The organism is Pararhodospirillum oryzae, from assembly GCF_007992075.1.
GTDB classification, from domain to species: Bacteria; Pseudomonadota; Alphaproteobacteria; order Rhodospirillales; family Rhodospirillaceae; genus Pararhodospirillum; species Pararhodospirillum oryzae.
The window spans coordinates 1-24,986 of record NZ_BJZO01000062.1; the positions used below are offsets into that span (position 1 = coordinate 1).

The following is a 24,986-nucleotide window of genomic DNA, read 5'->3' on the forward strand; positions in this document are numbered from 1 at the left end:
TCAGGTTTTCCGGCCTTCGACGCGGAAGTGTTCGTCCAGGCCCGCCGTCGTTGCGGACAATGCGGTGGTCCATGGCGTCACCAAGCAGGCCGTGCCGTCAGGACATCTGGGGGCAAATTTTCTGCGGTGCGGGCGGCGGAGTCATCGGATTCCCGGCCCTGGCGCGCCGGACGAGCGGTATCGGCCAGCCGGCCAGAGAGCGGAACGGGTTCGCGAAATGGGGGCGTTCCTTGTCGTGTGATGGCGGTTAAAGTATATTGATAGCATCGCCCTCGGATTTCAGGAGGTGCTATCGGATGCCCGCCGTCACCATTCGCAACCTGTCCGAAGAGACGCACCGCGCCCTCAAGGTGCGCGCGGCCCGTCATGGTCGCAGCACCGAGGCTGAGATGCGCGACATCCTGGACGCTGCGGTTCGTCCCGCCAACCGTGTTCGCCTTGGGTCCGCCGTGGCGGCGTTGAGTCGCGATGTCGGGCTGACCAACGCCGATGTCGAGGCGCTGGAACAGGGCCGCGACCGGACGCCCGCCAACCCCATGCGCTTTGAATGATCGTCCTCGACACCAATGTCGTTTCCGAGGCGATGAAACCGGAACCGGCTCCCGCCGTGCCGGATTGGCTGGATACGCAGGCCGCCGAAACCCTTTATCTTTCCAGCGTCACCGTCGCGGAACTGCTGTTTGGTCTCGGCGCGCTGTCGGACGGGCGGCGCAAGCAGAAGCTCGCGGCCCTGCTTGACGGCGTGCTCGGCCTGTTCGACGGCAGAATCCTGCCCTTCGATACGGCTGCCGCGCGTCGCTACGCGGACCTTGCCGTTGCGGCGCGCAAGGCGGGCAAAGGCTTTCCCACACCAGACGGTTACATCGCGGCCATCGCCACGGCGCATGGTTTCGCGGTCGCCACGCGTGACGCCAGCGCCTTCACGGCGGCCGGTGTTCCGGTTATCGACCCCTGGACAGTTGGATAGTGAAGCAGGGCCACGCCCGGTTCCGAACGGATCAATCGCCGAGCAAATCGCCGCCGCGCGATCGGGTTGACGGAAGCGGGATGCGGGAAGAAAACAATCATGCTTGGGTTCTTGACCCGCGCCGGGATCAGGGTAGGATTATCCAAAAGTCTAGCATGAAATGCGCGGCCGCAAAGGGCGCGGACCACGGGGCGTTTTTCTTGCCTGTCTGGCACGGCGCGGGGGCGTGGGGGCCGGGGGCGTGCACGAATGGGGCAGCCATGGCGTTCGACCGGGATATCTCCGAGGTCAAGAACTGGATGAATCTGTTCCGGTGGGTCGTGAAGCTGATCCGCGATGAATACGGGATCGAGGAAGACAAGCTCACCCGTCATGCCTCGATCGAAACCGATATCGGGCTCAGCGCCGAGCAGGTCGAGGAAGTGCTGGACATCATTGCCGGCAGCTTTTCCATCCAGTTTCCCCCGGGCACCCTCGACGAGCTCGTGAAGTTCGAGGAATTGTGCATGCTGGCCGCGTGGCTGAACGGCCTTTACAAGCGTCCCGAGTTTTTGGGCGACGACTTTGTTGCCCGCGCCGCCGCTCTCAATCCTCGCGCCCAGGCGGCCTGAAAGGCCGCACCAAGCACGTTGGCCTGAAAGGCCGCACCGGGCACGTTCGCCTGAAAGGCCGCACGCGCTCAAGCCGCGGGGCGCGCTCCGGTGTTCCGGAGCCCGTCCGCGCGGCGTTTTGTCACTCCAGGCCCAGGCTCGCGCGCAGGTAGCGGCCGGTGTGGCTGTGGGGGGAGGCGGCGACCTCCTCCGGGGTGCCGGTGGCCACGATGCGCCCGCCGCCGGCGCCCCCTTCGGGGCCCAGGTCGATCAGGTGGTCGGCGCACTTGATGACTTCCAGATTGTGCTCGATCACCAGCACCGTGTTCCCCTGGTCCACCAGGGCCTGCAACACGGTAAGGAGCTTGTTGACATCCTCGAAATGCAGGCCGGTGGTGGGCTCGTCGAGGATGTACAAGGTCCGCCCGGTGGCGCGCCGGGATAGCTCCTTCGACAGCTTGACCCGCTGCGCCTCGCCGCCCGACAGCGTCGTCGCCTGCTGGCCGACCTTGATGTACCCCAGCCCGACGCGGGCCAGCAGGTCCATCTTGTCGCGCACGGCGGGCACGGCGTGGAAGAACTCGGCCGCTTCGTCCACGGTCATCGCCAGCACGTCGGCGATGGACTTGCCCTTGAAGGTGATGTCCAGGGTTTCGCGGTTGTAGCGCTTGCCCTTGCACACGTCGCAGGTCACGTAGACATCGGGCAGGAAGTGCATTTCGATCTTGATCACCCCGTCGCCCTGGCAGGCTTCGCAGCGTCCGCCCTTGACGTTGAACGAAAAGCGGCCGGGCTTGTAGCCGCGCGCCTTGGCCTCGGGCAGGCCGGCGAACCAGTCGCGGATGGGGGTGAAGGCGCCGGTGTAGGTGGCGGGGTTGGAACGCGGCGTGCGGCCGATCGGGGACTGGTCGATGTCCACGATCTTGTCGATATGCTCCACCCCCTCCAGGCCGTCGTGCAGGCCCGGCGGGTCGCGGCTGTCGTTGAGCGCGCGGGCCAGGGCCTTGTACAGGGTTTCGATCACCAAGGTGGACTTGCCGCCCCCCGAAACCCCGGTGACGCAGGTCAGCGTGCCCAGGGGGATGGTGGCGTCGATGCCCTTGAGGTTATGGGAGCGCGCGCCCCGCACCACCAGATGCTGCCCGTTGCCGGGGCGACGGCTGCGGGGCACCTCGATCTTGCGCGTTCCCGTCAGATACTGGCCGGTCAGGCTGTCGGGGCAGGCCATGACCTCGGCCGGGGTGCCTTCGGCCACCACGTGGCCCCCGTGCAGGCCCGCGCCCGGGCCCATGTCCACCAGATGGTCGGCCGAGCGGATGGCGTCCTCGTCGTGCTCGACCACGATCACGGTGTTGCCCAGGTCGCGCAGGCGGCGCAGCGTTTCCAGAAGACGGTCGTTGTCGCGCTGGTGCAGGCCGATCGAGGGCTCGTCAAGCACGTACAGCACGCCGGTAAGCCCCGAACCGATCTGGCTGGCCAGGCGGATGCGCTGGCTTTCGCCGCCCGACAAGGTGCCCGAACCCCGGGCCAACGTGAGATAGTCGAGGCCGACGTTGCCCAGGAAGCCCAGGCGGTCGTTGATCTCGCGCAGGATGCGCCGGGCGATCTCGCGCTGCTTTTCGCCCAACTGCTCTTCCAGGCCGGCGAACCAGGCCCGGGAGTCGGCGATCGAGAGGTCCGAGATTTCGCCAATGTGCCGGCCCAGGATCTTGACCGCCAGCGCCTCGGGCTTCAGGCGCGCGCCCCCGCAGGCTTCGCAGGGCGCCCCCGACTGATAGCGCGAGAGTTCCTCGCGCACCCAATTGCTATCGGTCTCGCGCCAGCGCCGGGCAATATTGGCCAGCACGCCCTCGAACGGCTTGCTGGTGCGAAACGAGCGGCGGTCGTTTTCAAACACCAGGGGAACGACCTCGGTGCCCGAGCCGTTCAACAGCACGTCGCGCACGCGCTCGGGCAGGTCGCGCCAGGGCGTTTCCATGTCGGCGCCATAGTGGGCGGCGACGCTCGCAATGGCGTCGGCGTAGTAGGGGGACGGCTGGCTCTGGCTCGACCAGGGCGCCAGCGCGCCGGCCTTCAAGGTCAGATTGGGGTTGGGAACGACCAGGGCGGGGTCGAAATACAAGGTCACGCCCAGGCCGTCGCACACCGGGCAGGCGCCGAACGGGCTGTTGAACGAAAACAGGCGCGGTTCGATTTCATCGATCGTGAAGCCGCTGACCGGGCAGGCGAAGCGGGTGGAAAAGGTGTGGCGCTCGCCGGTGGTGGCGTTTTCCACCAGCACCAGCCCCTCGGCCTCGGTCAGCCCCAGGGCGGTTTCCAGCGAGTCGGCCAGCCGGCTTTCCAGGCCCGGGCGCACGATCAGGCGATCCACCACCACCTCGATGTCGTGCTTGATCTTTTTGTTGAGCGCCGGGACCTCGCCCAGCTCGTATACCGTGCCATCCACCTTGACCCGGCTGAAGCCGCGCCGGCCCAGATCCGCCAGTTCCTTGCGAAACTCGCCCTTGCGCCCACGCGCCAGTGGCGCCAGCACGTAAAGCCGGGTCTCGGGGGCCAGGGCCATGATGCGATCGACCATCTGGCTCACGGTCTGGCTTTCGATCGGCAGACCCGTGGCCGGGGAGTGGGGCACGCCAACCCGCGCCCACAGGAGTCGCATGTAGTCGTGGATTTCGGTCACCGTGCCCACGGTCGAACGCGGGTTGCGGCTGGTGGTTTTTTGTTCGATCGAGATGGCGGGCGACAGGCCGTCGATGGCGTCCACGTCGGGTTTTTGCATCAGCTCCAGGAACTGACGCGCGTAGGCCGACAACGATTCCACGTAGCGGCGCTGCCCCTCGGCGTAGATGGTATCGAAGGCGAGGCTCGATTTTCCCGAGCCGGACAGTCCGGTGATCACCACCAACTTGTCGCGGGGCAACACCACGGAGATATTTTTGAGGTTGTGTTCCCGGGCCCCGCGTACACACAGTTCATGAGCGTTCATTCTCGTCTCGCCTTTTGGTCAACCCTCCGGGGGGAGGGCCCTGATCCTTAGCGCGCCCGGGCCCCGTTGGCCACGCCGCCGTTAGAGGCATGGCCTGCCGACCATGCTGAAACCGTGGGCATGCAAGCAATTGCGCTTGCGCCCAGACCTGTTGTAACACGCATGACCGGCGTCGTTTGTCGAGGAGTGGACCAAGGGGTCGGTCCCGGCGGACGGCGCGGCGGAACGGGGTCAAGGCGGGAACTCCGGGATCCGTCAAATCCCACGACCAGAAAAATAAGGGGGCGGGGTGGCCTATTTCCTGCAGCAACTGATCAACGGGCTGACGCTCGGAGCGATCTATGGCCTGATCGCCATCGGCTATACGATGGTTTATGGCATTATTGGGATGATTAATTTCGCCCACGGCGAAATTTACATGATCGGCGCTTTTCTGGCGATCACCACCTATCTGGTTCTGGGGGGGGCCGAAATGGCCTCGGTGCCCCTGGGCCTGATGGCGATGCTGGTGGTGTCGATGGTTTTCACGGCGGCCTATGGCTGGACAGTGGAGAGGCTGGCCTACCGGCCCCTGCGCGGGTCGTTCCGGCTGGCGCCCCTGATCTCGGCCATCGGCATGTCGATCGCCTTGCAAAACTACGTGCAGATCACGCAAGGCGCGCGGGTCAAATCGATTCAGCCCATCATCCAGGGCGGATTCGAGATCTATTCGCAAGATGGCTTCGGGGTGCAGCTCAGCTATCTTCAGATCATCATCTGGCTGCTGACCGTGGGCCTGATGATCGCGTTCACGTACCTGATCACAAGCACCTCGCTGGGCCGTCAGCAGCGGGCGTGCGAGCAAGACCGCAAAATGGCGGCGCTGGTCGGGGTCAACGTGGACCGGACGATTTCACTGACCTTTGTCCTGGGCGCCACGCTGGCGGCGGTCGCGGGGTTGATCACCACCTTGTACTACGGGGTCATCGACTTCTACGTCGGCTTCCTGGCCGGGATGAAGGCCTTCACGGCCGCCGTCCTGGGGGGGATTGGCTCGCTGCCCGGGGCGATGCTGGGGGGCTTGATGATCGGCTTGATCGAAGCCTTCTGGAGCGCCTATTTCACCATTGAATACAAGGATGTGGCCACGTTTGGCATCCTTGTGCTCGTCCTTATTTTCAAGCCGACGGGTTTCCTGGGCAAGCCGGAAGTGGAGAAGGTATGATGACCATCGCTCCAACCTCCGCCCCGGCTGGTCTGGCCTCGCGCCTGGGGCCGCTGGCCCGGGAACTGGGCGTGACCACGTTCTTGGGCGCGGTTTTGTTCCTGCCGTTCATCGGCCTCTATTCCGAAAACCTGACCAGTGGCCTGCAACTGGTCAAGCGCTGGGAGGATTGGGCCTGGGCGATCGGGGCCGTGTTCGTGGGGCGCTTGCTGCTGATCGTGTGGCGGGAGTGGCCCGGACGGCGGCGCTCGACCGGGGCCCTGGGCGCCGCGCTGCGTCCCGTGGGGTCGTTCCTGCGCTACAACATGACCAGCATCGGGCTGATTGCCCTGGTCCTGGCCATTGCCTTTCCCCTCACGTCCTTTGGCAACCGCTACACCATCGACGTGGCCACCACCTGGATGATTTACATCATGCTGGGCTGGGGGCTCAACATCGTGGTCGGGCTGGCCGGGCTTCTGGATCTGGGGTACGTGGCCTTCTACGCGGTGGGGGCTTATTCCTACGCCCTGCTGGCCACCGAATTCGGCTGGTCGTTTTGGGTGTGCCTGCCTCTGGCCGGCCTGTTCGCCGCCTTTTTCGGGGTGACGCTGGGCTTTCCCGTGTTGCGGTTGCGCGGCGACTACCTGGCGATCGTCACCTTGGGCTTCGGCGAGATCATTCGCGTGATCTTGCTGAACTGGGTTCCCGTCACCCACGGCCCGAACGGGGTGAGCGCCATTCCCCGGCCGTCGTTTTTCGGCTTCGAGTTCTCGCGCACGGCGTCCGATGGCGCGATGACCTTCCACCAGCTGCTGGGGATCGACTACTCGCCCCTGCACCGGGTGATTTTCCTGTTCTACGTGATCCTGGCGCTCGCCGTGCTGACCAATCTGTTCACGCAGCGCATCCGGCGCTTGCCGGTGGGCCGGGCGTGGGAAGCCCTGCGCGAGGATGAAATCGCCTGCCGGTCGCTGGGCATCAACCCCACCAACATCAAACTTTCGGCTTTCGCGCTGGGAGCCATGTTCGGGGGCTTCGCCGGATCGTTCTTCGCGACCCGCCAGGGGTTCATCAGTCCCGAGAGCTTCTCGTTCATGGAAAGCGCCGTGATCTTGGCCATCGTCGTCCTGGGCGGCATGGGCAGTCAGGTGGGGGTGGTGATCGCCGCCTTTGTCCTGGTGGTCATGCCCGAGATTTTCCGCGAGTTCGAGCAGTACCGCATGCTGGTGTTTGGCGCGGCGATGGTCGCGGTGATGGTCTGGCGTCCGGGGGGGCTGCTGGCCTATCGCGATCCAACCTTGCGATTGGGCGGCAAGAAGGGCCGCGTCGCACCCGAGGGAGACCCGGCATGAACGCGTCCGTCGTCTCCCCGATCCCGACGTCTTCTTCTCCCTCGCGGCCCGTGTTGCTGGAGGTTGAACACCTGACCATGCGCTTTGGAGGCCTGGTCGCGATCGATGATCTGTCGTTCCAGGCCCGGGGCGGCGAGATCACCTCGATCATCGGCCCCAACGGCGCCGGCAAGACCACGGTGTTCAACTGCCTGACCGGCTTTTACAAGCCAACCGTGGGGCGCCTGATTTTGCACCACCCGCGCAAGCGCCGGCCCTACTACCTGGAACGCATGGAAGGGTTCCGGGTGGCGCAAAAGGCGGATATCGGGCGCACCTTCCAGAACATCCGCCTGTTCGGGCGGATGTCGGTGCTGGAAAACCTGATCGTGGCCCAGCACAACGTCTTGATGCGCGCGTCGTTGTTCTCGATCGCGGGCCTTCTGGGCCTGCCGGTCTATCGCCGGGCCGAACGCGCGGCGCTTGAACGGGCCCGCTACTGGCTGGACCGGGTGGGTCTGACCGAGCGCGCCGACTGGGAAGCCCAGAACCTGCCCTATGGCGACCAGCGCCGCCTGGAAATCGCCCGGGCCATGTGCATCCAGCCCGTGCTGTTGTGCCTCGACGAACCCGCCGCCGGCCTGAACCCCAAGGAATCGCTGGATCTCAACACGCTGTTGCTGTCCATCCGCGACGAGCACGGGATCGGGCTGCTGTTGATCGAGCATGACATGAGCGTTGTCATGGGCATTTCCGACCATATCATCGTGCTCGATCACGGGCGCAAGATCGCCGACGGCTCGCCGCGCGAGGTCCGCGAGGACCCGGCGGTGATCAAGGCCTACCTGGGCGAGGCCGAGGACGAGGATCTGCCGGCCGAGGTTGCCAGCGATCTGGGGCTGCAAGTCGATGCGAAGGGGGGCCGTGATGCCTGATCCTGTCATCCGCCCCGACACCCCGCTTCTGGAGGTCGAGGGCGTCCGTACCCGCTATGGCATGATCGAGGCCCTGCGCGGCGTGGATCTCAGCGTGCACGCGGGCGAGATCGTGACCTTGATCGGCTCCAATGGCGCCGGCAAGACCACGCTGTTGAACACCATCTGCGGCGAGCCGCGTGCCCATTCGGGCACGGTGCGCTTCGCGGGCCAGGACATCACCCGCCTGGCCACCGACCGCATCGTGCGGCTGGGCATTGCCCATTCGCCCGAGGGGCGGCGCATTTTTTCGCGCATGACGGTGTACGAAAACCTGCAAATGGGGGCCCTGATCGCCGATCCCGCCCATTTCCAGGACGATCTGCGCCAGGTGTTCACCTTGTTTCCCCGCCTGGAGGAACGCCGCGAGCAACGTGGCGGCACCTTGTCGGGGGGCGAGCAGCAGATGCTGGCGATCGGCCGCGCCCTGATGAGCCGGCCGCGCCTGCTTTTGCTGGATGAGCCGTCGCTGGGTCTCGCGCCCCTGGTGGTGCGCCAGATCTTCGCCGCGATCCAGGAAATCAACCAACGCCAGGGCATGACCGTTTTCCTGGTTGAACAAAATGCGTTTCATGCGCTGCGCCTGGCTCACCGGGCGTATGTCCTGGTCAACGGGCTGGTCACGCTGAGCGGGCCCGGGTCCGAGCTTCTGGCAAACCCGGAAATCCGGGCCGCCTACCTGGAGGGAGGACACTAGGCATGGATCTTTCCTTGGTGCTGGGGGCGCCGCCGTTCACCTACCTGGTGTTCACGGCGGGGCTGGTGGGCTGGGTCGCCTGGATGACCGGGCAGGCCCTGGCCGCCACGTGGCGGCCCTTGTGGCAGGCGCTGCCCTATGGGGTGTTGCTGGCGGCGGCCAACCGCTTTTTCTTGCATGCCTTGTTCGGGGGCACCTTATTGTCGGCGAGTGGGTTTGTGATCGATGTCCTGCTTTTGATCGCCTTCGCCGCGCTTGCCTACCGTCTGACCCACGTGCACAAAATGGTGACGCAATATCCCTGGCTGTTCGAGCGCACCGGCCTGTTCGGGTGGCGCGAGAAAGGCAACGGAGCCTGACGGCGGCGGAGAAAATCCGCCTGCCGGGTTGGTTTGGTGCCCGGCCCCGCCTTGACGAACGGACGGGGGCCGGATCGGTTTTCGAAGCGAACGGATTTCTTACCACAACCAGGAGAGTGGTTGACATGCGCACATTCAAGACCGGACTTCTTGCCACCGCCGCCGCTGTTGTTCTGGGCGCGGGCGTGGCCCAGGCCGAGATCATCATTGCCACCGTCGGCCCGATGACCGGCCAGTATGCTTCGTTTGGCGAGCAGATGGCCAAGGGCGCCCAGATGGCGGTCAAGGACCTCAACGCCAAGGGCGGCGTGCTGGGCCAGATGCTGGAACTGAAGGTCGGCGACGATGCTTGCGATCCCAAGCAGGCGGTGGCCGTGGCCAACCAGATGGCCAACGACGGGGTGGTGTTCGTGGCCGGGCACTTCTGCTCGGGGTCGTCCATTCCGGCCTCGGCGGTGTACCAGGAGGAAGGCATCCTTCAGATTTCCCCGGCTTCGACCAACCCCAAGTTGACCGAGGAAGGGAAGTCCCTGGTGTTCCGGACCTGCGGGCGCGATGATCAGCAAGGCGTGATCGCCGGCGACTTCCTGAAGGATAAGTTCGGCGACAAGAAAGTCGCCATCCTTCACGACAAGAGCGCCTACGGCAAGGGGCTGGCCGACGAAACCAAGGCCGCGCTGAACGCCGCGGGTGTCCAGGAAGCGATGTTCGAGGCGATCACGGCCGGCGAAAAGGACTACTCGGCCCTGGTCACCAAGATGAAGAACGAAGGCATCCAGATCGTTTATCTGGGGGGCTACTACACCGAGGCCGGCCTGATCGTGCGTCAGGCCAAGGACCAGGGCCTGGACATCACCTTGATGTCGGGTGACGCCCTGGTGGCGACCGAGTTTGCCTCGATCGCGGGTCCGGCCAGCGATGGCACCTTGTTCACCTTCTCGCCCGACCCGCGCAAGAACCCGGATGCCTCGCAGGTGGTGAAGGCGTTCCAGGCCGATGGATACAACGCCGAGGGCTACACGCTGTACACCTATGGCGCCATCCAGGCCTGGGCCCAGGCCGCCGAGAAGGCCGGCAGCCCCGACGCGGCCAAGGTCGCGACCGCGTTGCATGCCGACCAGTTCGACACCGTGCTGGGCAAGATCGGCTTCGATGCCAAGGGTGACGTCTCGGCGCCGGGCTATGTCGTCTACAAGTGGAAGGGCGGCAACTACGACTATTACGCCGACTGATCACCGCTGACGCGAAGGCCGCGCGCGCCTTCGTGATTACCACGCCAAACCAGGGGCCGGGTCGCACGATCCGGCCCCTGTGCCGATTGTGGACGGGACGGCCCGGGTGGGGCTTGCTTCCGTCGGGGCGGGCAAGGCAGACTTGGCCGGCAAAAGCCGGAGTCTCGATGCGGTAGGGCGCAAGGCCCGAGCGGGGGATCTGGAAGACGTGGTAGTGCAACAAAAAGGCGAGAGCGGCAATGGCGGGTGTCAATAAGGTTATTCTCATCGGGAACCTCGGCAAGGACCCGGAAACCCGCACGTTTCAAAACGGCAACAAGGTAACGCATCTGCGGGTGGCGACCTCGGAGACCTGGAAGGATCGCCAGACCGGGGAACGGCGCGAGCGGACCGAATGGCATGCGGTGGCGATTTTTGGCCCGCTGGCCGATATCGCCGAACGCTATTTGCGCAAGGGCTCGAAAGTGTACCTGTGCGGCTCCTTGCAGACCCGCAAGTGGCAGGATCAAAGCGGTCAGGATCGCTACACGACCGAGGTGGTGTTGCAAGGGCCGGGGGCCGAGATGACCATGCTTGATGGTCGCGGCGAGGGCGGCAGTTACGCCGGTGGCGGAGAAAGCGGTGGCTACGGCGGCGCGCCGGCGGCCGGTGGCTTCTCCGAGCCCCGGTCGTCGGGCGGGCAAGGCTGGGATCGCGCGCCTCAGTCCGGGCCGGCCGACCTCGACGACGACATTCCGTTCTGATCGGGCAAGCCCCGGGGGCCTCGCGGTCCCTGGGGCATTTTTTTATCGGGTGTCGGGGCACGACGACCCGGGGACCGGGTCGGGTCGTGGTTTTCCTCGCGGCATGATGGCTTGCGGGCGCGGGACACGGTGACCATGTTAGGGGCGCCCCATCCCATTGGTTAATTGATGTTTTAGGAATCCCGATGCACGACACCCCGTTGCTTTCGACCTTTGCCATGAGCCTGGTGTTCGCGGCACCCTTGGGTTGGCTGGCCAGCCGTTTGCACCTCTCTCCCCTGGTCGGTTACCTGCTGGCCGGCATCGCGGTGGGCCCCTTCACCCCCGGCTTTGTCGCCAACGGCCCCCTGGCCCAGGAACTGGCCGAAGTCGGCGTTATTTTGCTGATGTTCGGGGTGGGCCTGCACTTTTCGGTGCGCGACCTGTGGGCTGTCCGCCATATCGCCATTCCCGGCGCCTTGGGTCAGATCGCGGTGGCGACCCTGATCGGGGGCGGGCTTGCCCTGTGGTGGGATTGGGGGTGGGGGGCCGGGCTGGTTTTTGGCCTGGCCTTGTCGGTGGCGAGCACGGTTGTGCTGCTGCGCGCCCTGGAGGACCGCAACCAGATCGATACCGAACGAGGGCGCATTGCCGTTGGCTGGCTGGTGGTCGAGGACCTGGCGATGGTCATCGCCCTGGTTTTGCTGCCAGCCCTGGCGGGATCCCAGGGGGAGGGGACCGACGGAGCGGTGTCGGAAGCCAGCCTGGCCCTGACCTTGGGCCTGACGGTGGCCAAGGTGGGCCTGTTCATCGTGCTGGTGCTGGTGGCGGGCGGGCGCATCGTGCCCCGGATCCTGGAAGTGGTGGCCCGTCAGAACTCCCGCGAATTGTTCACCCTGACCGTGCTGGCCCTGGCCATGGGGCTGGCTTACCTGTCCTCGACCTTGTTCGGCGTTTCGTTTGCCCTGGGGGCGTTTTTCGCCGGGCTTGTGATGAGTGAATCCAAGCTCAGTCACCAGGCGGCCGCTGATTCCCTGCCGTTGAAGGATGCCTTCGCCGTTTTGTTCTTCGTGTCGGTCGGGATGCTGTTCGATCCTGAACTGTTGTGGGCCGACCCCTTGGCGGTGCTGGCGGTGGTGCTGGTGATCGTGGTGGGCAAGTCCCTGGCCGCCTTCGCGATCGTGCGCATGTTTGGGTACGGGCGGGGCACCGCGCTTACCGTGTCGGCCAGCCTCGCCCAGATCGGTGAGTTTTCGTTCATCCTGGCCGGCCTGGGGGTGAGCCTGGGTCTGCTGCCCCAGGCGGGGCTGAGTTACATCCTGGCCGGCGCGCTGTTGTCGATTGCCCTCAATCCTTTGCTGTTTCACGCCCTGGGGCCGCTGGAGCGCTGGCTGGGGGGGGACTCCGACGATGCGCCCCCTCCGCCGGCTGCTTCACCCACGGCTTCCCTCCCGACGTCCCCCCCGACTTCCCCCCCGACTTCCAAGGACACGTCGTCTTCCTGAGGGGCGGCCACCGGAAGCGCCCGCCCTTCGGCCTGCGAGCCGGGGGCGCGGGTGCGGTGGGGCGGAAAGGAGGCGCTGACCGAGGTGCCGGCTCCGGGACGGCTGCGAATGTCCAGAAGGCCCTCGTGGGCATGGACCAGTTTCAAGGTCAGGGGCAGCCCCAGGCCGGTTCCGCCTTCCTGCCGGGTGTAGGCGCTGGCGATCTGGCCGAAGGGGGTGAGGGCGACGCGCACCCCTTCCTCGTCCATGCCAATGCCGGTGTCGTCGACCGCCAGGGCCACGCCTCCCCGGGAGTCGAGGCCGGCGCGGATCGAGACCGACCCGCCCTCGGGGGTGAATTTGAGGGCGTTGTTGATCAGGTTGAGCAAGATTTGCTTGAGGCGCAACGGATCCCCCCAGAGAAGGGGAAGATCCGGGCGGATTTTGTTGGCGAGGTCGATGTGCTTCAGGTCGGCCAGCGTGCGCAGCATGAGCACGGCCTCGTCGGTGAGCGCGCGCAGGTCCACCGCCGTTTCCTCCAGAACCAGCTCGCCCGCCTCGATTTTCGACAGGTCCAGAATATCGCTGATGATGTCGAGCAGGTGGAGCCCGGATTCATGGATGCGCCGCGCGTATTCCGTGTACACCGGGTTGCCCAGGGGGCCGAACATCTCCCCTTGCAGAATGTCCGAAAATCCGATGATGGCGTTCAAGGGGGTGCGCAGTTCGTGGCTCATGTTGGCCAGGAACTCGCTTTTCGCCCGGTTGGCGGATTCCGCCGCTTCCTTGGAGTCCGCCAGCATGCGCTCGCGGGTTTTCATGTCGGTGATGTCGGATCCCAAGATCAGCGTGTATCCGGCCCGGGTGCGGCTGGTGCGCACCAGGAAGCAGCGTCCATCGGGGCGCATGAATTCGAAGGTGCTGGTGCGGTCGGGTCGCGCGCGGGAGAGCCCCAGCGGATCGGAGGGATAGGGCATGGGCTTCGAGAACGACGGCACCATCAGGCGCCGGGCGAGGATCTGGTCCGACAGATCCCGAAGGGTGGCGCCCGGGCGGATGGCATCGGTCAGTTCGGGCATGTGCCGCAGATAGGCGGCGTTGAACAAGACCAGCCGGTCGCTGGCGTCGAACAGCAGCATGCCCTCGGAAATCAGGGCGGCGGCTTCAAGGAGGTGGCTTTCGGCGGTGCGGGCCCGCTCTTCCGCCTGACGCCGCCCCGTGATGTCTTGCACATGGACCACGAAATAAAGCGGGGTATCGTCGTCGGCCTTGGCCAGCGATCCCGCGACGTGAATCCAGCTGCTTTCCCCATCCCCGCGCAGCACCGGGCGCTCGACCGAGCATTCGGTGAGATGCCCCCGGATCATCGCGTCGAAATCATCGGGCCGGGGGTGGTCGGGATGGGAGAAAACCCGATAATCCCCGGCGAGCAGGTTGTGGGAGGGGCGTTCCAGGATGCGGGCCAGCGCGCCGTTGACCCGAAGCAGGCCACCATCGAGTGAAATCAGGGCAATGCCATGCACCGCGCCGTCGAAGGCCCCGCGCAGGCGGGCTTCGTTGTCCTTGAGGCGCTGTTCGGTCTCGCGCCGGCGGGTGATGTCGCGCGCGTGCAAGGTCAGGCCGATGGCCCTGCCGGTGCCATCAAGCACCGGAAAAATCACCACGTCCATCCAGCGCTCGCCCCACTGCTCTTCCCGGTTGGTGGGAAGCATGGTGCTGAGGACCTCGTGGAACACGTGGCGCCGGTCCACGGCCTCGCTACGGTTGAGGAAGGAATAGAAGGTGCGGTTGAGGGCCTGGCGCGGGGTGGATCCCAGCAGGTGGGCGCCCGCCCGGTTGATCACCCGGATCGTGCCGTCGGGATCCAGCAGGGCAATGGCATCGGTGGTGGTATTGATCAGCGAGCGTAGCCGCGCCTCGCTTTCGGCCTTGGCCGCTTCCCACGCCTGGCGGTCGGAAAGATCCTGGATCAGAAGCATCACCTGGGTGATGGCGCCGGTCGTGTCACGGACGGCGCCCATCGACAGGCGCACGGGCACGGCCCGGTCGCGGGAATCGCGCAGGCGGGTGTCGATGGAGTACGAACGCCGGCGCGACCTCGCGAGATCCCGAAACAGGACCTCGTCGCGCCCCCGGTCGTCGGGATCGAGCATGTGCCCCCACGGGCGCCCGATCACCTCGGCCCGCTCGCGGCCGATCAGTTTCAGCAGCGTGTCGTTGACCTGAAGCCAGCGCCGTTCGGCGTCCAGCACGCCGACCCCCAGCATGTCGAGATCGAAAAAGGCCCGGAAGCGCTCGGCGGCCAGGGCAATGTCGCGCTGATTGCGCTCGCGTTCGCTGATGTCGCGCGCCACCGCGACAAAGCGCCGCTCGCCCGCGTCCAGGAACAAGGCCAGGCGGATTTCAACCGGGTATTCGCTGCCATCCTTGCGCCGGTGCCGGCCCTGGCGGGTCACGGGGTGGCCGGGCACCAGGGATACCCAACCTTGGGTCAGGCCTTCCAGCGTGGTGCTGACATCGATGTCGGGCACCGACGAGGCGCGCAGTTCCTCCAGGGTGTAGCCGGTGGCGATGCAGGCCTGGGGGGTGGCGTCGAGAATCCGGCCCGAAAGGTCGTGGATGTAAATGGGGTCTCCCGCGCACTCCAGGATGCCCCGAAACCGGCTTTCCGAGGCCGCCAGCGCCAGGGCAGCCTCGACCTGATGGGTCACATCCTGGCCCAGGCCATGGATCCGGAGCATGCGCCCGGCGTCGTCGCGTTCCACCAGCCCCAGCAGGCGCAGGTGCAGCACCCGGTGGTCGGCCAGGGTCAGGCGGCAGGTCAGGCGCAGGATATCGCGGCCCTGGCCGATCCGCCGCAGGGCCAGCATCACCAGGCGGCGATCGCGCGGGGGCAGGCGGCGCAACAGCGCGCGAACGGTCTGTTCGCCGGAGCCTTGTTCCTTGAGCAGGTCGAGCAGGGGAACGGAGCAGGTGACGGTGGCGCTGTCGCGCCGCCATTCCCAATGGCCCAGCCCGGCCAGGCGATCGAGCGCGCGGGCCGTGTCGGGGGAAGACGCGGACGCGGGCAGGGCGGCGGCGGGGGCCTCGCTCCGCGCGGCCGGGGCCAGCACGAGCAGGAAGGGGCCCCCGGGCCCGAGCGGTCGCGCGCTGACCAGAACCGCCCGCGCCGGAGCGGTGTGGAGCAGGCCGGGAAGGGGGCCCGAGGCGGGCGGTTCGCGAAGCCAGGCCGCCAGCGGCACCGCCGGCCGTTCCGGGCCTGGCGCCACCTCAAGCGCGGGCAGGGCAGGGGACGCCGGCGCGGGGGCGGGTCCGCCGAGCCAGTCCGCCAGGGGGGCGTTCAGGGCCAGGATTTCGCCCGAGGGTCCGATCACGGCGGCGGGAAAGGCCAGGGCATCCAGGAGAGGGTGCCTTCCCCCCTCTCCTGCCGGAGGGTCCTCGTCCTGGAGGGGCAGGCCGTTGTGCGCATCTCCGTCGATCCCCACCATCACCCCCATTTGCTACCCTCCACCCCCGGGATCCGAGAGGGCGTCACCCGCCTTCCGTCTACCGTCTTACGCTCAGGACCTGACCATGCCATTTCTGATCTTTCCTTGACTAGGGGATGCGAAGGCGCGGGTGCAAGGCATGGACGGTCACGCTGGATGGGTGGCGCGACGGCGGGGGCTGTGCTACAGGCGAAGCACTTCCTTGTTTGGCAGGGTACACCCCATGGCTTTCTCCTCTTCCCCGCCCGCCCCCCCGAGCGTCGGGGGGACCGGCCCCGTCGAGAGTCCTTCCGGCAAGTCGGCGGCCACCGAGAATTTTCCGGTTGGCTCCGTGCTGCTCTCGGCCCGGGTGCGCCCACATGTCGCGTGTTATTACGCGTTTGCCCGGGCCATCGATGACATTGCCGACGCGCCCGCGCTTTCGGGCGCCGACAAGATAGCCCGTCTCGACGGCTTCGAAGCCGCCATCCTGGGGCGGATGGGGCCGGACCCGGCCTTCGCCAAGGCCCATGCCTTGCGCGAAAGCCTGGCCGCCACCGGCGTTCCCGCCCGCCACGCGACCGATCTGGTCGAGGCCTTTCGCCGCGACGCCCGGCGCAACCGCACCCATTCGTGGGACGACCTGATGGACTACTGCGCCCTTTCAGCGGCGCCAGTGGGGCGCTACCTGATCGCGCTGCATGGCGGTTCGCGCTCGGGCGGCGTCGAAGCCTCGGATGCCCTGTGCGCCGCCTTGCAGGTGATCAACCATCTCCAGGACGCCGCCGACGATTATCGCGACCTGGACCGGGTCTACCTGCCGGCCGACTGGATGGCCGAGGCGGGGGCCCGGGTGGAGGACCTGGCCTTGCCCGCCGCGACCCCGGCCGTGCGCGCGGTGATGGACCGGTGCCTGGAGGGCTGCGACCGGCTGATGGATCGGGCCCGGGCCTTGCCCTGGGATATCCGGGACGGCCGCCTCGCCCTGGAAGCGGCGGTGATCGTTGAAATCGCCCTGGCCCTGATCGCGCGCCTGCGCCGCCAGGATCCCCTGGCGGTCCGGGTCAAGCTGGACAAGCCCGCCCTGATCGGGTGCGCCGTCCGCGGCCTGGCTCGGGGCACCTGGGCTCTTGTCCGTTCCCGCTTCCGCAAAGAAACGCCCCAGGAGGCCCGGCCATGACCTTTCCCGAAATCCTGGCCGCCTTGTCGCTGCTGGCCTGGGCTTTTCTGCTGCTGACCCGGCGGCGGTTCTGGCGCTGCGACCAGCGCCTGGACGCAAGCACGGTGCTGCCCACGCCCGCCCCGGGCCTGGTGGCGGTCATTCCCGCCCGCGACGAGGCCCAGACCATCGCCGTGACCGTGCACTCGCTTTTGAACCAGAGCTATCCGGGCCCGCTGCACGTGGTCGTGGTTGACGACAACAGCATCGATGATACCGCGACGGCCGCCCGGGAAGGCGCGGTGGGGGTCAGCGATGGCCAGCATCGCCTGAGCGTGGTTGCGGGGCAGCCGCTGCCGCCGGGCTGGTCGGGCAAGCTGTGGGCGGTCCACCAGGGCTTGGCCGAGGCCGCCCGCGTGATGCCCGACGCGCGCTACGTGCTGCTGACGGATGCCGATATCGAGCACGCGCCGGGCAACATCGCGCGCCTGATCGGCAAGTGCGAGCGCGAGGGGCTGGTGCTGGCCTCGCTGATGGTCAAGCTGCGCTGCCGCAGCTTCTGGGAACACCTTTTGATTCCGGCCTTCATCTTCTTTTTCCAGAAGCTCTATCCGTTCCCGCAGGTGAACGACCCCGATCATTCGCAAGCGGCGGCCGCGGGCGGGTGCATGCTGATCCGGCGCGAGGCCCTGGAGGCCATCGGGGGGGTGGAGTCCGTGCGCGGCGCCCTGATCGACGACTGCGCCCTGGCCGCCCGCCTGAAGGAAAAGGGACCGATCTGGCTGGGGCTGGCGGGGCGCACCCGCAGCCTGCGGGTCTACGAGGACCTGGGCGACGTGTGGGCCATGGTCGCGCGCTCGGCCTACGTCCAGCTGGAGCGTTCTCCCTGGCGCCTGATCGGCACCGTGATCGGCATGGCGCTTTTGTATCTGGTGCCGCCGGCGGTCGCCGTCCTGGGGCTGGCCCGGGCCGACCTGTCGGCGGCCGCCCTGGGGCTGGCCGGCTGGGTGGGCATGGCGGCGCTGTACCGGCCGACCTTGCGCTTGTACCGCCGCCCGGCTCTCAGTGGCCTGGCCCTGCCGGCGGCCGCGTTCTTGTACACCCTGATGACCGTTGATTCGGCCCGGCGCCATTACCTGGGCCGGGGAGGGGAGTGGAAGGGCCGCGCCTATGCCGGCCAGGGGCGCCAGGGGGCTTCGGAAAGCGTGGAGTCTCCTGCGCCGGAGCCTTCCCCCGATCCCCAGGCCCAGGAGGCCCAGGCCCTGGCCACCGAGCGGGCCCTGATTGCCCACGTGACCGCCATCACCCGCGCCTCGGGCACCTCGTTTTATGGCGCCATGCGGATTTTGCCGCGCGAACGGCGCGAGGCCATGTACGCGCTGTATGCCTTCTGCCGGGAAGTGGACGACATCGCCGACGGCCCCGGCACCGAGGCCGACAAGCGTGCCCGCCTCGCGCGGTGGCGCGAGGAAATCGACGCCCTGTTCGACCCCCACCGCGAGCCCACCCATCCCGTGGCCCGCGCCCTGGACGGTCCGCGCTGGCGTCATGCCCTGCGCCGCGAGGATTTCCTGGCCATCATCGCGGGCATGGAAATGGACGCCGGCGATCAGGTGCGCATTGCCGACATCCCGGGCCTTGAGGACTATTGCGACAAGGTGGCCTGTGCCGTGGGGCGCCTGTCGAACCGGATCTTCGGCGTGGAACCGCGCCTGATCGACGACATCGCGCATCATACCGGGCTGGCCTTGCAGCTGATCAACATCCTGCGCGACGTGGCCGAGGACGCGACCTTGAACCGGCTGTACCTGCCGCTCAGCCGGTTGCGGGCCCATGGCCTGACCGACACCCATGATTTGAAGGCGGTGCTGGCGCATCCCGCGACCCGGCGGGTGTGCGCCGAGCTGGCGGGCAAGGCCGCCGCCGAGCTGGCCGAGGCCGACCGCCTGCACGCCTTGTGTCACCGGCGCACCATCCGCCCGGCGGTGATCATGAAGGAGGTGTACCGCCGCTACCTGCGCGCCCTTCTGGCGCGGGGGTGGGATCACCTGGATCAGCCGGTTTCGGTGCCGGGCCGGGTGAAACTGTTCATTGCCCTGCGTCACGGTCTGCTATGAGCGCGCCCGTCGTTCATGTGATCGGAGCCGGGGTCGCGGGACTGGCGGCCGCCGTGCGCCTGACCGGGGCCGGCGCGCGCGTGTCGCTGATCGAGGGCGCGCCCCAGGCCGGGGGGCGCTGCCGTTCGTTCCCCGATGCCCGCCTGGGCCGGGTTCTGGACAACGGGACCCACCTGTTGCTCTCGGGCAACCAGCGGGTCCGGGCCTACCTCGACACCATCGGGGCGGCCGATGCCCTGGTGGGTCCCCCTCGGGCCCGCCTGGATTTCTTCGACGCCCGGACCAAGGCGCGCTGGACCCTGGCCCCCAATCCGGGGCTGCTGCCCTGGTGGATCCTTGATCCCGCGCGGCGCATTCCCGGCACCCGGGCCCGCGACTACCTGGAAGCGCTCCGGCTGTTGACGGCCGCGCCCGACGCCACGGTGGCCCAGGCCTTGCGCCCGGGCACGGCGCTTTACGAACGGCTGTGGGCGCCGTTGTGCGTCGCCGTGCTCAACACGGCCCCCGAGGAGGCGTGCGCGCGGCTGCTGGCCCCGGTGCTGCGCGAAACCTTTGGCCGGGGCGAGGCGGCGTGCCGGCCGCGCGTCGCCCGCGAGAGCCTGAGCGCCACCTTCATCGATCCCGCCCTGGCCTGGCTCACGGCCCGGGGGGGCACGGTGCGCCTGGGGTGCCGGGTGGACGCGTTGGACCTGGAAGGCGGCCGGGTGCGCGCGCTGCGCCTGGCCGGGGGCGACCCGGTGCCGGTGGGCGCCGCCGACCGGGTGGTGCTGGCGGTGCCGGCCTGGGTGGCCGGTCGCCTGGTGCCGGGCCTGCGCGTGCCGACCCGGCACCATCCGATTGTCAACCTGCACTTCAGGCTCGACCGGGCGCCCGAGGCGGCGGACGAGCGCGTGCCCCTGGGGCTGCTGGGGGGCGTGGCCGAGTGGGCGTTCGTGCGCGGCGACGTGCTGTCGGTGACCATCAGCGCCGCCCGGGCCCTGGACGGCGCCGACTCCGACACCGTGGCCACCGGTGTGTGGGCCGAGCTGAGGGAGGCCTTGCCCAGCGTCGCGCGCGGACCGTGCCCCGCTTTTCGCTTGATCCGCGAACACCGCGCCACCTTGGCCCAGACCCCGGTCCAGGAGCAGTCAAGACCGGCGCGTTTTACAGAATTTGCCAATTTATTTCTTGCCGGAGACTGGACCGCGACGGGTTTGCCGGCAACAATCGAGGGAGCCATCCGTTCGGGTGAAGCGGCGGGCGATGCTGCACTGCACTAGGGGTGCACTTGACTTCGCGGGCGCTTTTCTCCACAAAAGCCACCGGACAAATCGGGCGTCGGTAACGGCGCCCCTTTCGTGTTGTGCGATCGTGAAGCGAGAGCGTGGATGCTATGAAGGACGCGAGTGTATTTTTGCGGGAAGCCGATGTCCCGCTCGCCGAGGTGGAGGGGATCGGGTCCCAGGACCTTGACGCCATCATCGGCGAAGCGTCGCGCTGGCTGGCCGAGCACCAGAACGACGATGGTCACTGGGTGTTCGAGCTGGAGGCGGATGCCACCATTCCCGCTGAATACATCCTGCTGAACCACTTCCTGGATGAAATCGACGACGAGCGGGAACAGCGCCTGGCGCGTTATCTGCGCCGTATCCAGGGCAAGCATGGCGGCTGGCCCCTGTTCCACGACGGCGACTTCGACATGTCGGCCAGCGTCAAGGCCTACTACGCCCTGAAGCTGGTGGGGGACGACCCCAACGCCCCCCACATGCGCAAGGCCCGCGCCGCCATCCTGGCCCACGGCGGCGCCGAGCGTTCCAACGTGTTCACCCGCTTCACGCTGGCCATGTTCGGGCAGGTGCCCTGGCGCGCGTGCCCGGTGACGCCGATCGAAGCCGTGCTGCTGCCGCGCTGGGCGCCGTTCCACACGACCAAGGTCAGCTACTGGTCGCGCACGGTGATGACCCCGCTCATGATGCTGTACTCGCGCAAGGCGCGGGCGGTGAATCCGCGCGGGATTGGCATTGCCGAGCTGTTTCGCGAGAACCCCGAGCGGGTGCGCGACTGGATGAAGAATCCGACCGGGCACTGGATCGGGGCCGCCTTGATTCAGATCGACAAGGTCCTGCGCGTCATCGAGCCGGCGGTGCACCGCCTGTTCCGCGCCCGCGCCGAGGCCTGGGCCCTGGATTTCATCGAAAAGCGGCTGAACGGCAAGGATGGCCTGGGGGGGATTTATCCCGCCATCGCCAACACCTTGATGGCCTACCACACCTTGGGTCTGCCCAAGGATCACCCGAACGTGCGCACCGCGCGCGAAGCGGTGGATGGGTTGTGCGTCCGTCACGGAGACGTGGAGTACGTCCAGCCCTGCCTGTCGCCGGTGTGGGATACCTGCCTTGCCAGCCACGCCTTGCAGGAAGCCGGCCTCAAGGCCGGGGATGCCCCGATCGCCCGCGCCCATGACTGGCTGCGCGGCCGCCAGATTTTGAACGTGGTGGGCGACTGGGCGCACAATCGCGGCCACCTGCGTCCGGGCGGCTGGGCGTTCCAGTACTGGAACGACTACTACCCCGACGTGGACGACACCGCCGTGGTGGTCATGGCCCTGGATCGCTCGGGCGAGCCCGAGGTGAACAAGGAAGCCATTGCCCGCGCCGAGGAATGGATCGTGGGCATGCAGTCCGCCAACGGCGGCTGGGGCGCCTTCGATGCCGAGAACAACACGGACTTCCTCAACCACATTCCGTTCGCCGACCACGGCGCCTTGCTGGACCCGCCCACGGTGGACGTGTCGGCGCGCTGCCTGGGCATGCTGGCCCAGATCGGCCGCACCATCGAGGATCCGGTGGTCCGTCGTGGCGTGGACTTCCTGTGGAGCGAGCAGGAGCCTGATGGTTCCTGGTTCGGCCGCTGGGGCACCAACTACATCTATGGCACCTGGTCGGCGCTGAACGCGCTGAATGCCGTGGGCGTCGATCCCCAGGACCCGCGCGTGCGCAAGGCCGTGGACTGGCTGAAGGCCCGCCAGCAGGCCGATGGGGGATGGGGCGAGGACTGCGCCACCTACTGGCAAGACCGCAAGACCGAGGTCAAGGGCAGCACGCCCTCGCAAACCGCCTGGGCCCTGTTGGGCCTGATGGCCGCCGGCGAGGTGGACTCGCCCGAGGTCGAGCGCGGCGTGCGCTATTTGCTGGAAGCGCCGCGCGATGGCGGCAAGTGGCAAGAAGAGCTGTACAACGCGGTCGGGTTCCCGCGAATCTTCTATCTGCGTTATCACGGCTATTCGGCGTATTTCCCCTTGTGGGCCCTGGCCCGCTATCGCAACCTGAGCCAGGGCAACGGCGCCCGGCCCCTGTACGGGATGTAAACGCAAGAAAGGGGCGCCGGTTGTCTGGCGCCCCTTTTTTTCGACCCGGACGGAGACCTTCCCCATGGGACACGCCTCTTCCTTCCCCACCTTGGGCGTGGTTTGTGGCCTTGCCCTGGAAGCGGCCTTGCTCCCGCCCGGCGTTCGAACCTTGTGCCTGGGGCCCGGCCCCCGGGCCGCCGCCATCGCCGCGCGCCGCCTGCTGGCGGAAGGGTGTGGCGCGCTGGTCAGCTTCGGGACCGCCGGCGGTCTCGACCCGGCCCTTCCCCCCGGAACCCTTTTGCTGCCCACCGCCGTGGTGAGGGCCGAGCCTCTGGAGTCTCCGGCTTCGGCCGATGAATCCGGGCCGCCCGCCCTTTTCCCGGTGGCGGACGCGCTTCTGGCTGCCTTGCGCGCCCAGGGACTGGCGGCAAACCACGGCTTGCTGGCCGGGGTGGACGATCCCGTGACGACTCCGGACGCGAAGGCGGCCCTGACTCGCGCGACCGGAGCGTGCGCCGTGGACATGGAAAGCCATGCCATCGCCGCCGTGGCGCACGCCGCCCGGCGTCCGTTCCTGGTGGTTCGCGCCGTCGCCGATCCGGCCGATCGAGGCATCCCGGCCTGGGCCCTGAAGGGCGTGGACGCCGAAGGCGCCACCCGCGCGATTCCGGTGCTCGCCGCCGTCGTGGCCCGGCCCACCCGGATACCGGCCCTGATCGCCCTGGCCCGCGACGCAGGGTGCGCCCGCGAAACCCTGACCCACGCCGGACACTTCCTCGCGGCCCTGGCCTCGGGTTCCTCCGAAGGGTAGGAAGGCGGGAGCCTGATGGCTCCCGTTCAGGCCGTTTTCACCGCTTTTTCAAGCCGCCCGCAAGGATGCCGCCTTGGGGGGCGAGGCCGGCTCGGAGCGTTCTCTTCCCCTCCTTACATACTTTAAGTGCATCGTGACGCCGCGCATGCCTTCCAAGTGTCTTGCCGGGGCGGGAAGGATGGGCTATGTGCTGATGGCGCCTTTTTGCGCGTCGCGCGAACGAGAGCCCATGTTGTGGGCAAAACCCTGCCGGTATCGTCGTTTTTTCAGGGCGACCCGGCGGCCAGGCCAGGCGGGACCCCCCTCCGACATTTAATCCCTCCGGAAATTCAGGATCTGCTGAATGGAGACGATATAATGGCCATGATGACGATTCGGTCAAAACTGATCATGGCAATGGTGTTGTCCGTTGTATCGATCGGATCCATCGTCACCTGCTGGTGGGTGGCCTTGGATGCGATCAAGGTCAATGGCGCCATTTATAAGGATATTATCCAGGCCAAGGATTTGGTCGCCGATATTCTTCCCCCTCCCGAATATATTATCGAGCCGTATCTTCTGGCGACCAAGGCCTTGGACGCCTCGCCGGCAACGGTCGCCGGGTTGAAGGATCGCATCGAGGCGCTCAAGCAGGAGTACATGACGCGTCATCAGGTCTGGCTGAACGCGTCGTTGCCGCCGGACGTGGCCCGGGATTTGTTGTCGGCTTCATACGATCCCGCGCTTCGCTTTTTTCGGACGTGCGACACAGCCTTTTTCCCCGCCCTGGCCCGCCAGGACACGGACGCGGCGCGGGCGGCGTTCAAGGAAATGACCGACGCCTACGAAACCCACCGCGCGGCGATTGACAAGGTGGTGATCGGGGCCAATGCCATCGCCGAACGCACCGAGGCGCGGGCCGCCGAACAAGAAGAGTTCTTCAAGGTGCTGGCGGTCACGCTGTCGGCCGGACTCACGGCTGTTCTGGTGATCTTGCTGCTGATGATTGCGCGCACCATCACGGCACCGGTGCGCGCGATTGCCCGGACCATGGACCGCTTGAGCGCTGGAGACCTGACGGTGGCGGTCGAAGGCGGTGGGCGCCGGGACGAGGTGGGCGAGATCGCCCGCGCCGTGGGAGTGTTCAAGGCCGCCATGATCGAGGGCGAACGCTTGAAAGGCGCCCAGGCCCGGGAACACGCCGAAGCCGAGAAGGCGAAGATCGAGGCTCTTCGCGTCATGGCGGAAACGGTGGAGCACGAGTCACGCCAAGCGGTGGACGCCATCGCCGAGATGACCCGCGCCATGGCCGACAACGCCGACGGCATGGCCCACTCGGCGGCGGCGGTGGGCGACAACAGCCAGGGGGTTTCCTCGGCGGCCGCCCAGGCCCTGGCCAACGCCGAAACCGTGGCGGCGGCGGCCCATCAGCTTTCAGGGGCGATCGCGGAGATCTCGCGCCAGGTCAGCACGGCCACCGAGGTAACGGGCTCGGCGGTGATGGCCTCGGAAGGCGCCCAGCGGACGATCACCTCGCTTTCCGAAGCGGTGGCCCGGATCGGCAGCGTGGCCACGCTGATCAACTCGATCGCGGCGC

18 protein-coding genes and 1 pseudogene are annotated in these 24,986 nt (G+C 67.2%); 17 read left to right on the top strand and 2 right to left on the bottom strand.

The genetic code is table 11. From position 1 onward, the window contains the following. The first annotated feature begins 296 nt into the window (after positions 1–296). From ROR02_RS11330 to ROR02_RS11340, 3 genes are all read left to right on the top strand, one after another. A complete protein-coding gene (locus tag ROR02_RS11330; protein WP_147164138.1) occupies positions 297–551 on the top strand; it encodes a FitA-like ribbon-helix-helix domain-containing protein in 255 nt (84 codons plus the stop codon). Further along, on the top strand, positions 548–967 hold the full coding sequence (locus ROR02_RS11335) for a type II toxin-antitoxin system VapC family toxin (RefSeq protein ID WP_147164139.1): 420 nt from the start codon (positions 548–550) through the stop codon (positions 965–967). Before ROR02_RS11330 ends, ROR02_RS11335 begins: the two co-directional genes overlap by 4 nt. A 260-nt stretch (positions 968–1,227) precedes the next feature. After that, complete coding sequence (locus tag ROR02_RS11340) at positions 1,228–1,578, top strand: acyl carrier protein (RefSeq protein WP_147164140.1); 351 nt, start codon at positions 1,228–1,230, stop codon at positions 1,576–1,578. 121 nt (positions 1,579–1,699) lie between these two features. Here the strand turns inward: ROR02_RS11340 and uvrA are convergent, their stop codons facing one another. Continuing rightward, positions 1,700–4,543, bottom strand: a complete 2,844-nt coding sequence (gene uvrA, locus ROR02_RS11345) for an excinuclease ABC subunit UvrA (protein ID WP_147164141.1) — start codon at positions 4,541–4,543, stop codon at positions 1,700–1,702. Positions 4,544–4,832: 289 nt separating this feature from the next. Between uvrA and ROR02_RS11350 the strand changes: the two genes are divergently transcribed. From ROR02_RS11350 to ROR02_RS17245, 8 genes are all read left to right on the top strand, one after another. Further along, a complete protein-coding gene (locus ROR02_RS11350) occupies positions 4,833–5,747 on the top strand; it encodes an ABC transporter permease subunit (protein ID WP_147164142.1) in 915 nt (304 codons plus the stop codon). Next, positions 5,747–7,081 (top strand): high-affinity branched-chain amino acid ABC transporter permease LivM, encoded by a 1,335-nt coding sequence (livM, locus tag ROR02_RS11355; RefSeq protein ID WP_147164155.1) that lies wholly within the window; start codon positions 5,747–5,749, stop codon positions 7,079–7,081. The genes ROR02_RS11350 and livM overlap by 1 nt, the downstream gene beginning before the upstream one ends. Further along, a complete protein-coding gene (locus tag ROR02_RS11360) occupies positions 7,078–7,995 on the top strand; it encodes an ABC transporter ATP-binding protein (RefSeq protein ID WP_147164143.1) in 918 nt (305 codons plus the stop codon). Before livM ends, ROR02_RS11360 begins: the two co-directional genes overlap by 4 nt. After that, a complete protein-coding gene (locus tag ROR02_RS11365; protein ID WP_147164144.1) occupies positions 7,988–8,731 on the top strand; it encodes an ABC transporter ATP-binding protein in 744 nt (247 codons plus the stop codon). The genes ROR02_RS11360 and ROR02_RS11365 overlap by 8 nt, the downstream gene beginning before the upstream one ends. A 2-nt stretch (positions 8,732–8,733) precedes the next feature. Continuing rightward, a complete protein-coding gene (locus ROR02_RS11370; protein WP_147164145.1) occupies positions 8,734–9,090 on the top strand; it encodes a DUF6867 family protein in 357 nt (118 codons plus the stop codon). Between the two features lie 125 nt (positions 9,091–9,215). Beyond that, a complete protein-coding gene (locus tag ROR02_RS11375; RefSeq protein ID WP_147164146.1) occupies positions 9,216–10,322 on the top strand; it encodes a branched-chain amino acid ABC transporter substrate-binding protein in 1,107 nt (368 codons plus the stop codon). 239 nt (positions 10,323–10,561) lie between these two features. Then, a complete protein-coding gene (gene ssb / locus ROR02_RS11380) occupies positions 10,562–11,065 on the top strand; it encodes a single-stranded DNA-binding protein (protein WP_147164147.1) in 504 nt (167 codons plus the stop codon). Between the two features lie 185 nt (positions 11,066–11,250). Continuing rightward, complete coding sequence (locus ROR02_RS17245; RefSeq protein ID WP_147164148.1) at positions 11,251–12,549, top strand: cation:proton antiporter domain-containing protein; 1,299 nt, start codon at positions 11,251–11,253, stop codon at positions 12,547–12,549. Positions 12,550–12,620: 71 nt separating this feature from the next. Here the strand turns inward: ROR02_RS17245 and ROR02_RS11390 are convergent. Then, positions 12,621–16,025 (bottom strand): annotated as a pseudogene (locus tag ROR02_RS11390) (PAS domain S-box protein); the annotation flags it as partial. Positions 16,026–16,239: 214 nt separating this feature from the next. Between ROR02_RS11390 and hpnC the strand changes: the two are divergent. The 6 genes from hpnC to ROR02_RS11420 all read left to right on the top strand — a co-directional run. Continuing rightward, positions 16,240–17,175 (top strand): squalene synthase HpnC, encoded by a 936-nt coding sequence (gene hpnC, locus ROR02_RS11395; RefSeq protein WP_147164150.1) that lies wholly within the window; start codon positions 16,240–16,242, stop codon positions 17,173–17,175. Next, positions 17,172–19,271 carry a presqualene diphosphate synthase HpnD gene (gene hpnD / locus ROR02_RS11400; protein ID WP_147164151.1) on the top strand — a complete coding sequence of 700 codons (2,100 nt, stop codon included), beginning with the start codon at positions 17,172–17,174 and terminating at the stop codon, positions 19,269–19,271. Before hpnC ends, hpnD begins: the two co-directional genes overlap by 4 nt. Beyond that, the gene (hpnE, locus tag ROR02_RS11405) at positions 19,268–20,530 is read left to right on the top strand and encodes a hydroxysqualene dehydroxylase HpnE (protein WP_147164152.1); all 1,263 of its coding nucleotides are present in this window, start codon (positions 19,268–19,270) and stop codon (positions 20,528–20,530) included. Before hpnD ends, hpnE begins: the two co-directional genes overlap by 4 nt. Before the next feature lie 113 nt (positions 20,531–20,643). After that, positions 20,644–22,617 (top strand): squalene--hopene cyclase, encoded by a 1,974-nt coding sequence (shc, locus tag ROR02_RS11410; protein WP_147164156.1) that lies wholly within the window; start codon positions 20,644–20,646, stop codon positions 22,615–22,617. A 64-nt stretch (positions 22,618–22,681) separates the two neighbouring features. Beyond that, complete coding sequence (locus ROR02_RS11415) at positions 22,682–23,410, top strand: phosphorylase family protein (protein WP_147164153.1); 729 nt, start codon at positions 22,682–22,684, stop codon at positions 23,408–23,410. A 363-nt stretch (positions 23,411–23,773) separates the two neighbouring features. Continuing rightward, the coding region (locus tag ROR02_RS11420; RefSeq protein ID WP_170245083.1) for a HAMP domain-containing protein at positions 23,774–24,986 on the top strand (1,213 nt) is incomplete at its 3' end.

Coding starts and splice junctions, on each gene's coding strand:
- ROR02_RS11335 (WP_147164139.1), top strand. CDS start 548: ATGATCGTCCTCGACACCAATGTCGTTTCCGAGGCGATGAAACCGGAA.
- ROR02_RS11365 (WP_147164144.1), top strand. CDS start 7,988: ATGCCTGATCCTGTCATCCGCCCCGACACCCCGCTTCTGGAGGTCGAG.
- uvrA (WP_147164141.1), bottom strand. CDS start 4,543: ATGAACGCTCATGAACTGTGTGTACGCGGGGCCCGGGAACACAACCTC.
- ROR02_RS11375 (WP_147164146.1), top strand. CDS start 9,216: ATGCGCACATTCAAGACCGGACTTCTTGCCACCGCCGCCGCTGTTGTT.
- ROR02_RS11415 (WP_147164153.1), top strand. CDS start 22,682: ATGGGACACGCCTCTTCCTTCCCCACCTTGGGCGTGGTTTGTGGCCTT.
- ROR02_RS11330 (WP_147164138.1), top strand. CDS start 297: ATGCCCGCCGTCACCATTCGCAACCTGTCCGAAGAGACGCACCGCGCC.
- ROR02_RS11340 (WP_147164140.1), top strand. CDS start 1,228: ATGGCGTTCGACCGGGATATCTCCGAGGTCAAGAACTGGATGAATCTG.
- ROR02_RS11360 (WP_147164143.1), top strand. CDS start 7,078: ATGAACGCGTCCGTCGTCTCCCCGATCCCGACGTCTTCTTCTCCCTCG.
- ssb (WP_147164147.1), top strand. CDS start 10,562: ATGGCGGGTGTCAATAAGGTTATTCTCATCGGGAACCTCGGCAAGGAC.
- hpnC (WP_147164150.1), top strand. CDS start 16,240: ATGGCTTTCTCCTCTTCCCCGCCCGCCCCCCCGAGCGTCGGGGGGACC.
- ROR02_RS17245 (WP_147164148.1), top strand. CDS start 11,251: ATGCACGACACCCCGTTGCTTTCGACCTTTGCCATGAGCCTGGTGTTC.
- hpnE (WP_147164152.1), top strand. CDS start 19,268: ATGAGCGCGCCCGTCGTTCATGTGATCGGAGCCGGGGTCGCGGGACTG.
- hpnD (WP_147164151.1), top strand. CDS start 17,172: ATGACCTTTCCCGAAATCCTGGCCGCCTTGTCGCTGCTGGCCTGGGCT.
- shc (WP_147164156.1), top strand. CDS start 20,644: ATGAAGGACGCGAGTGTATTTTTGCGGGAAGCCGATGTCCCGCTCGCC.
- ROR02_RS11370 (WP_147164145.1), top strand. CDS start 8,734: ATGGATCTTTCCTTGGTGCTGGGGGCGCCGCCGTTCACCTACCTGGTG.
- livM (WP_147164155.1), top strand. CDS start 5,747: ATGACCATCGCTCCAACCTCCGCCCCGGCTGGTCTGGCCTCGCGCCTG.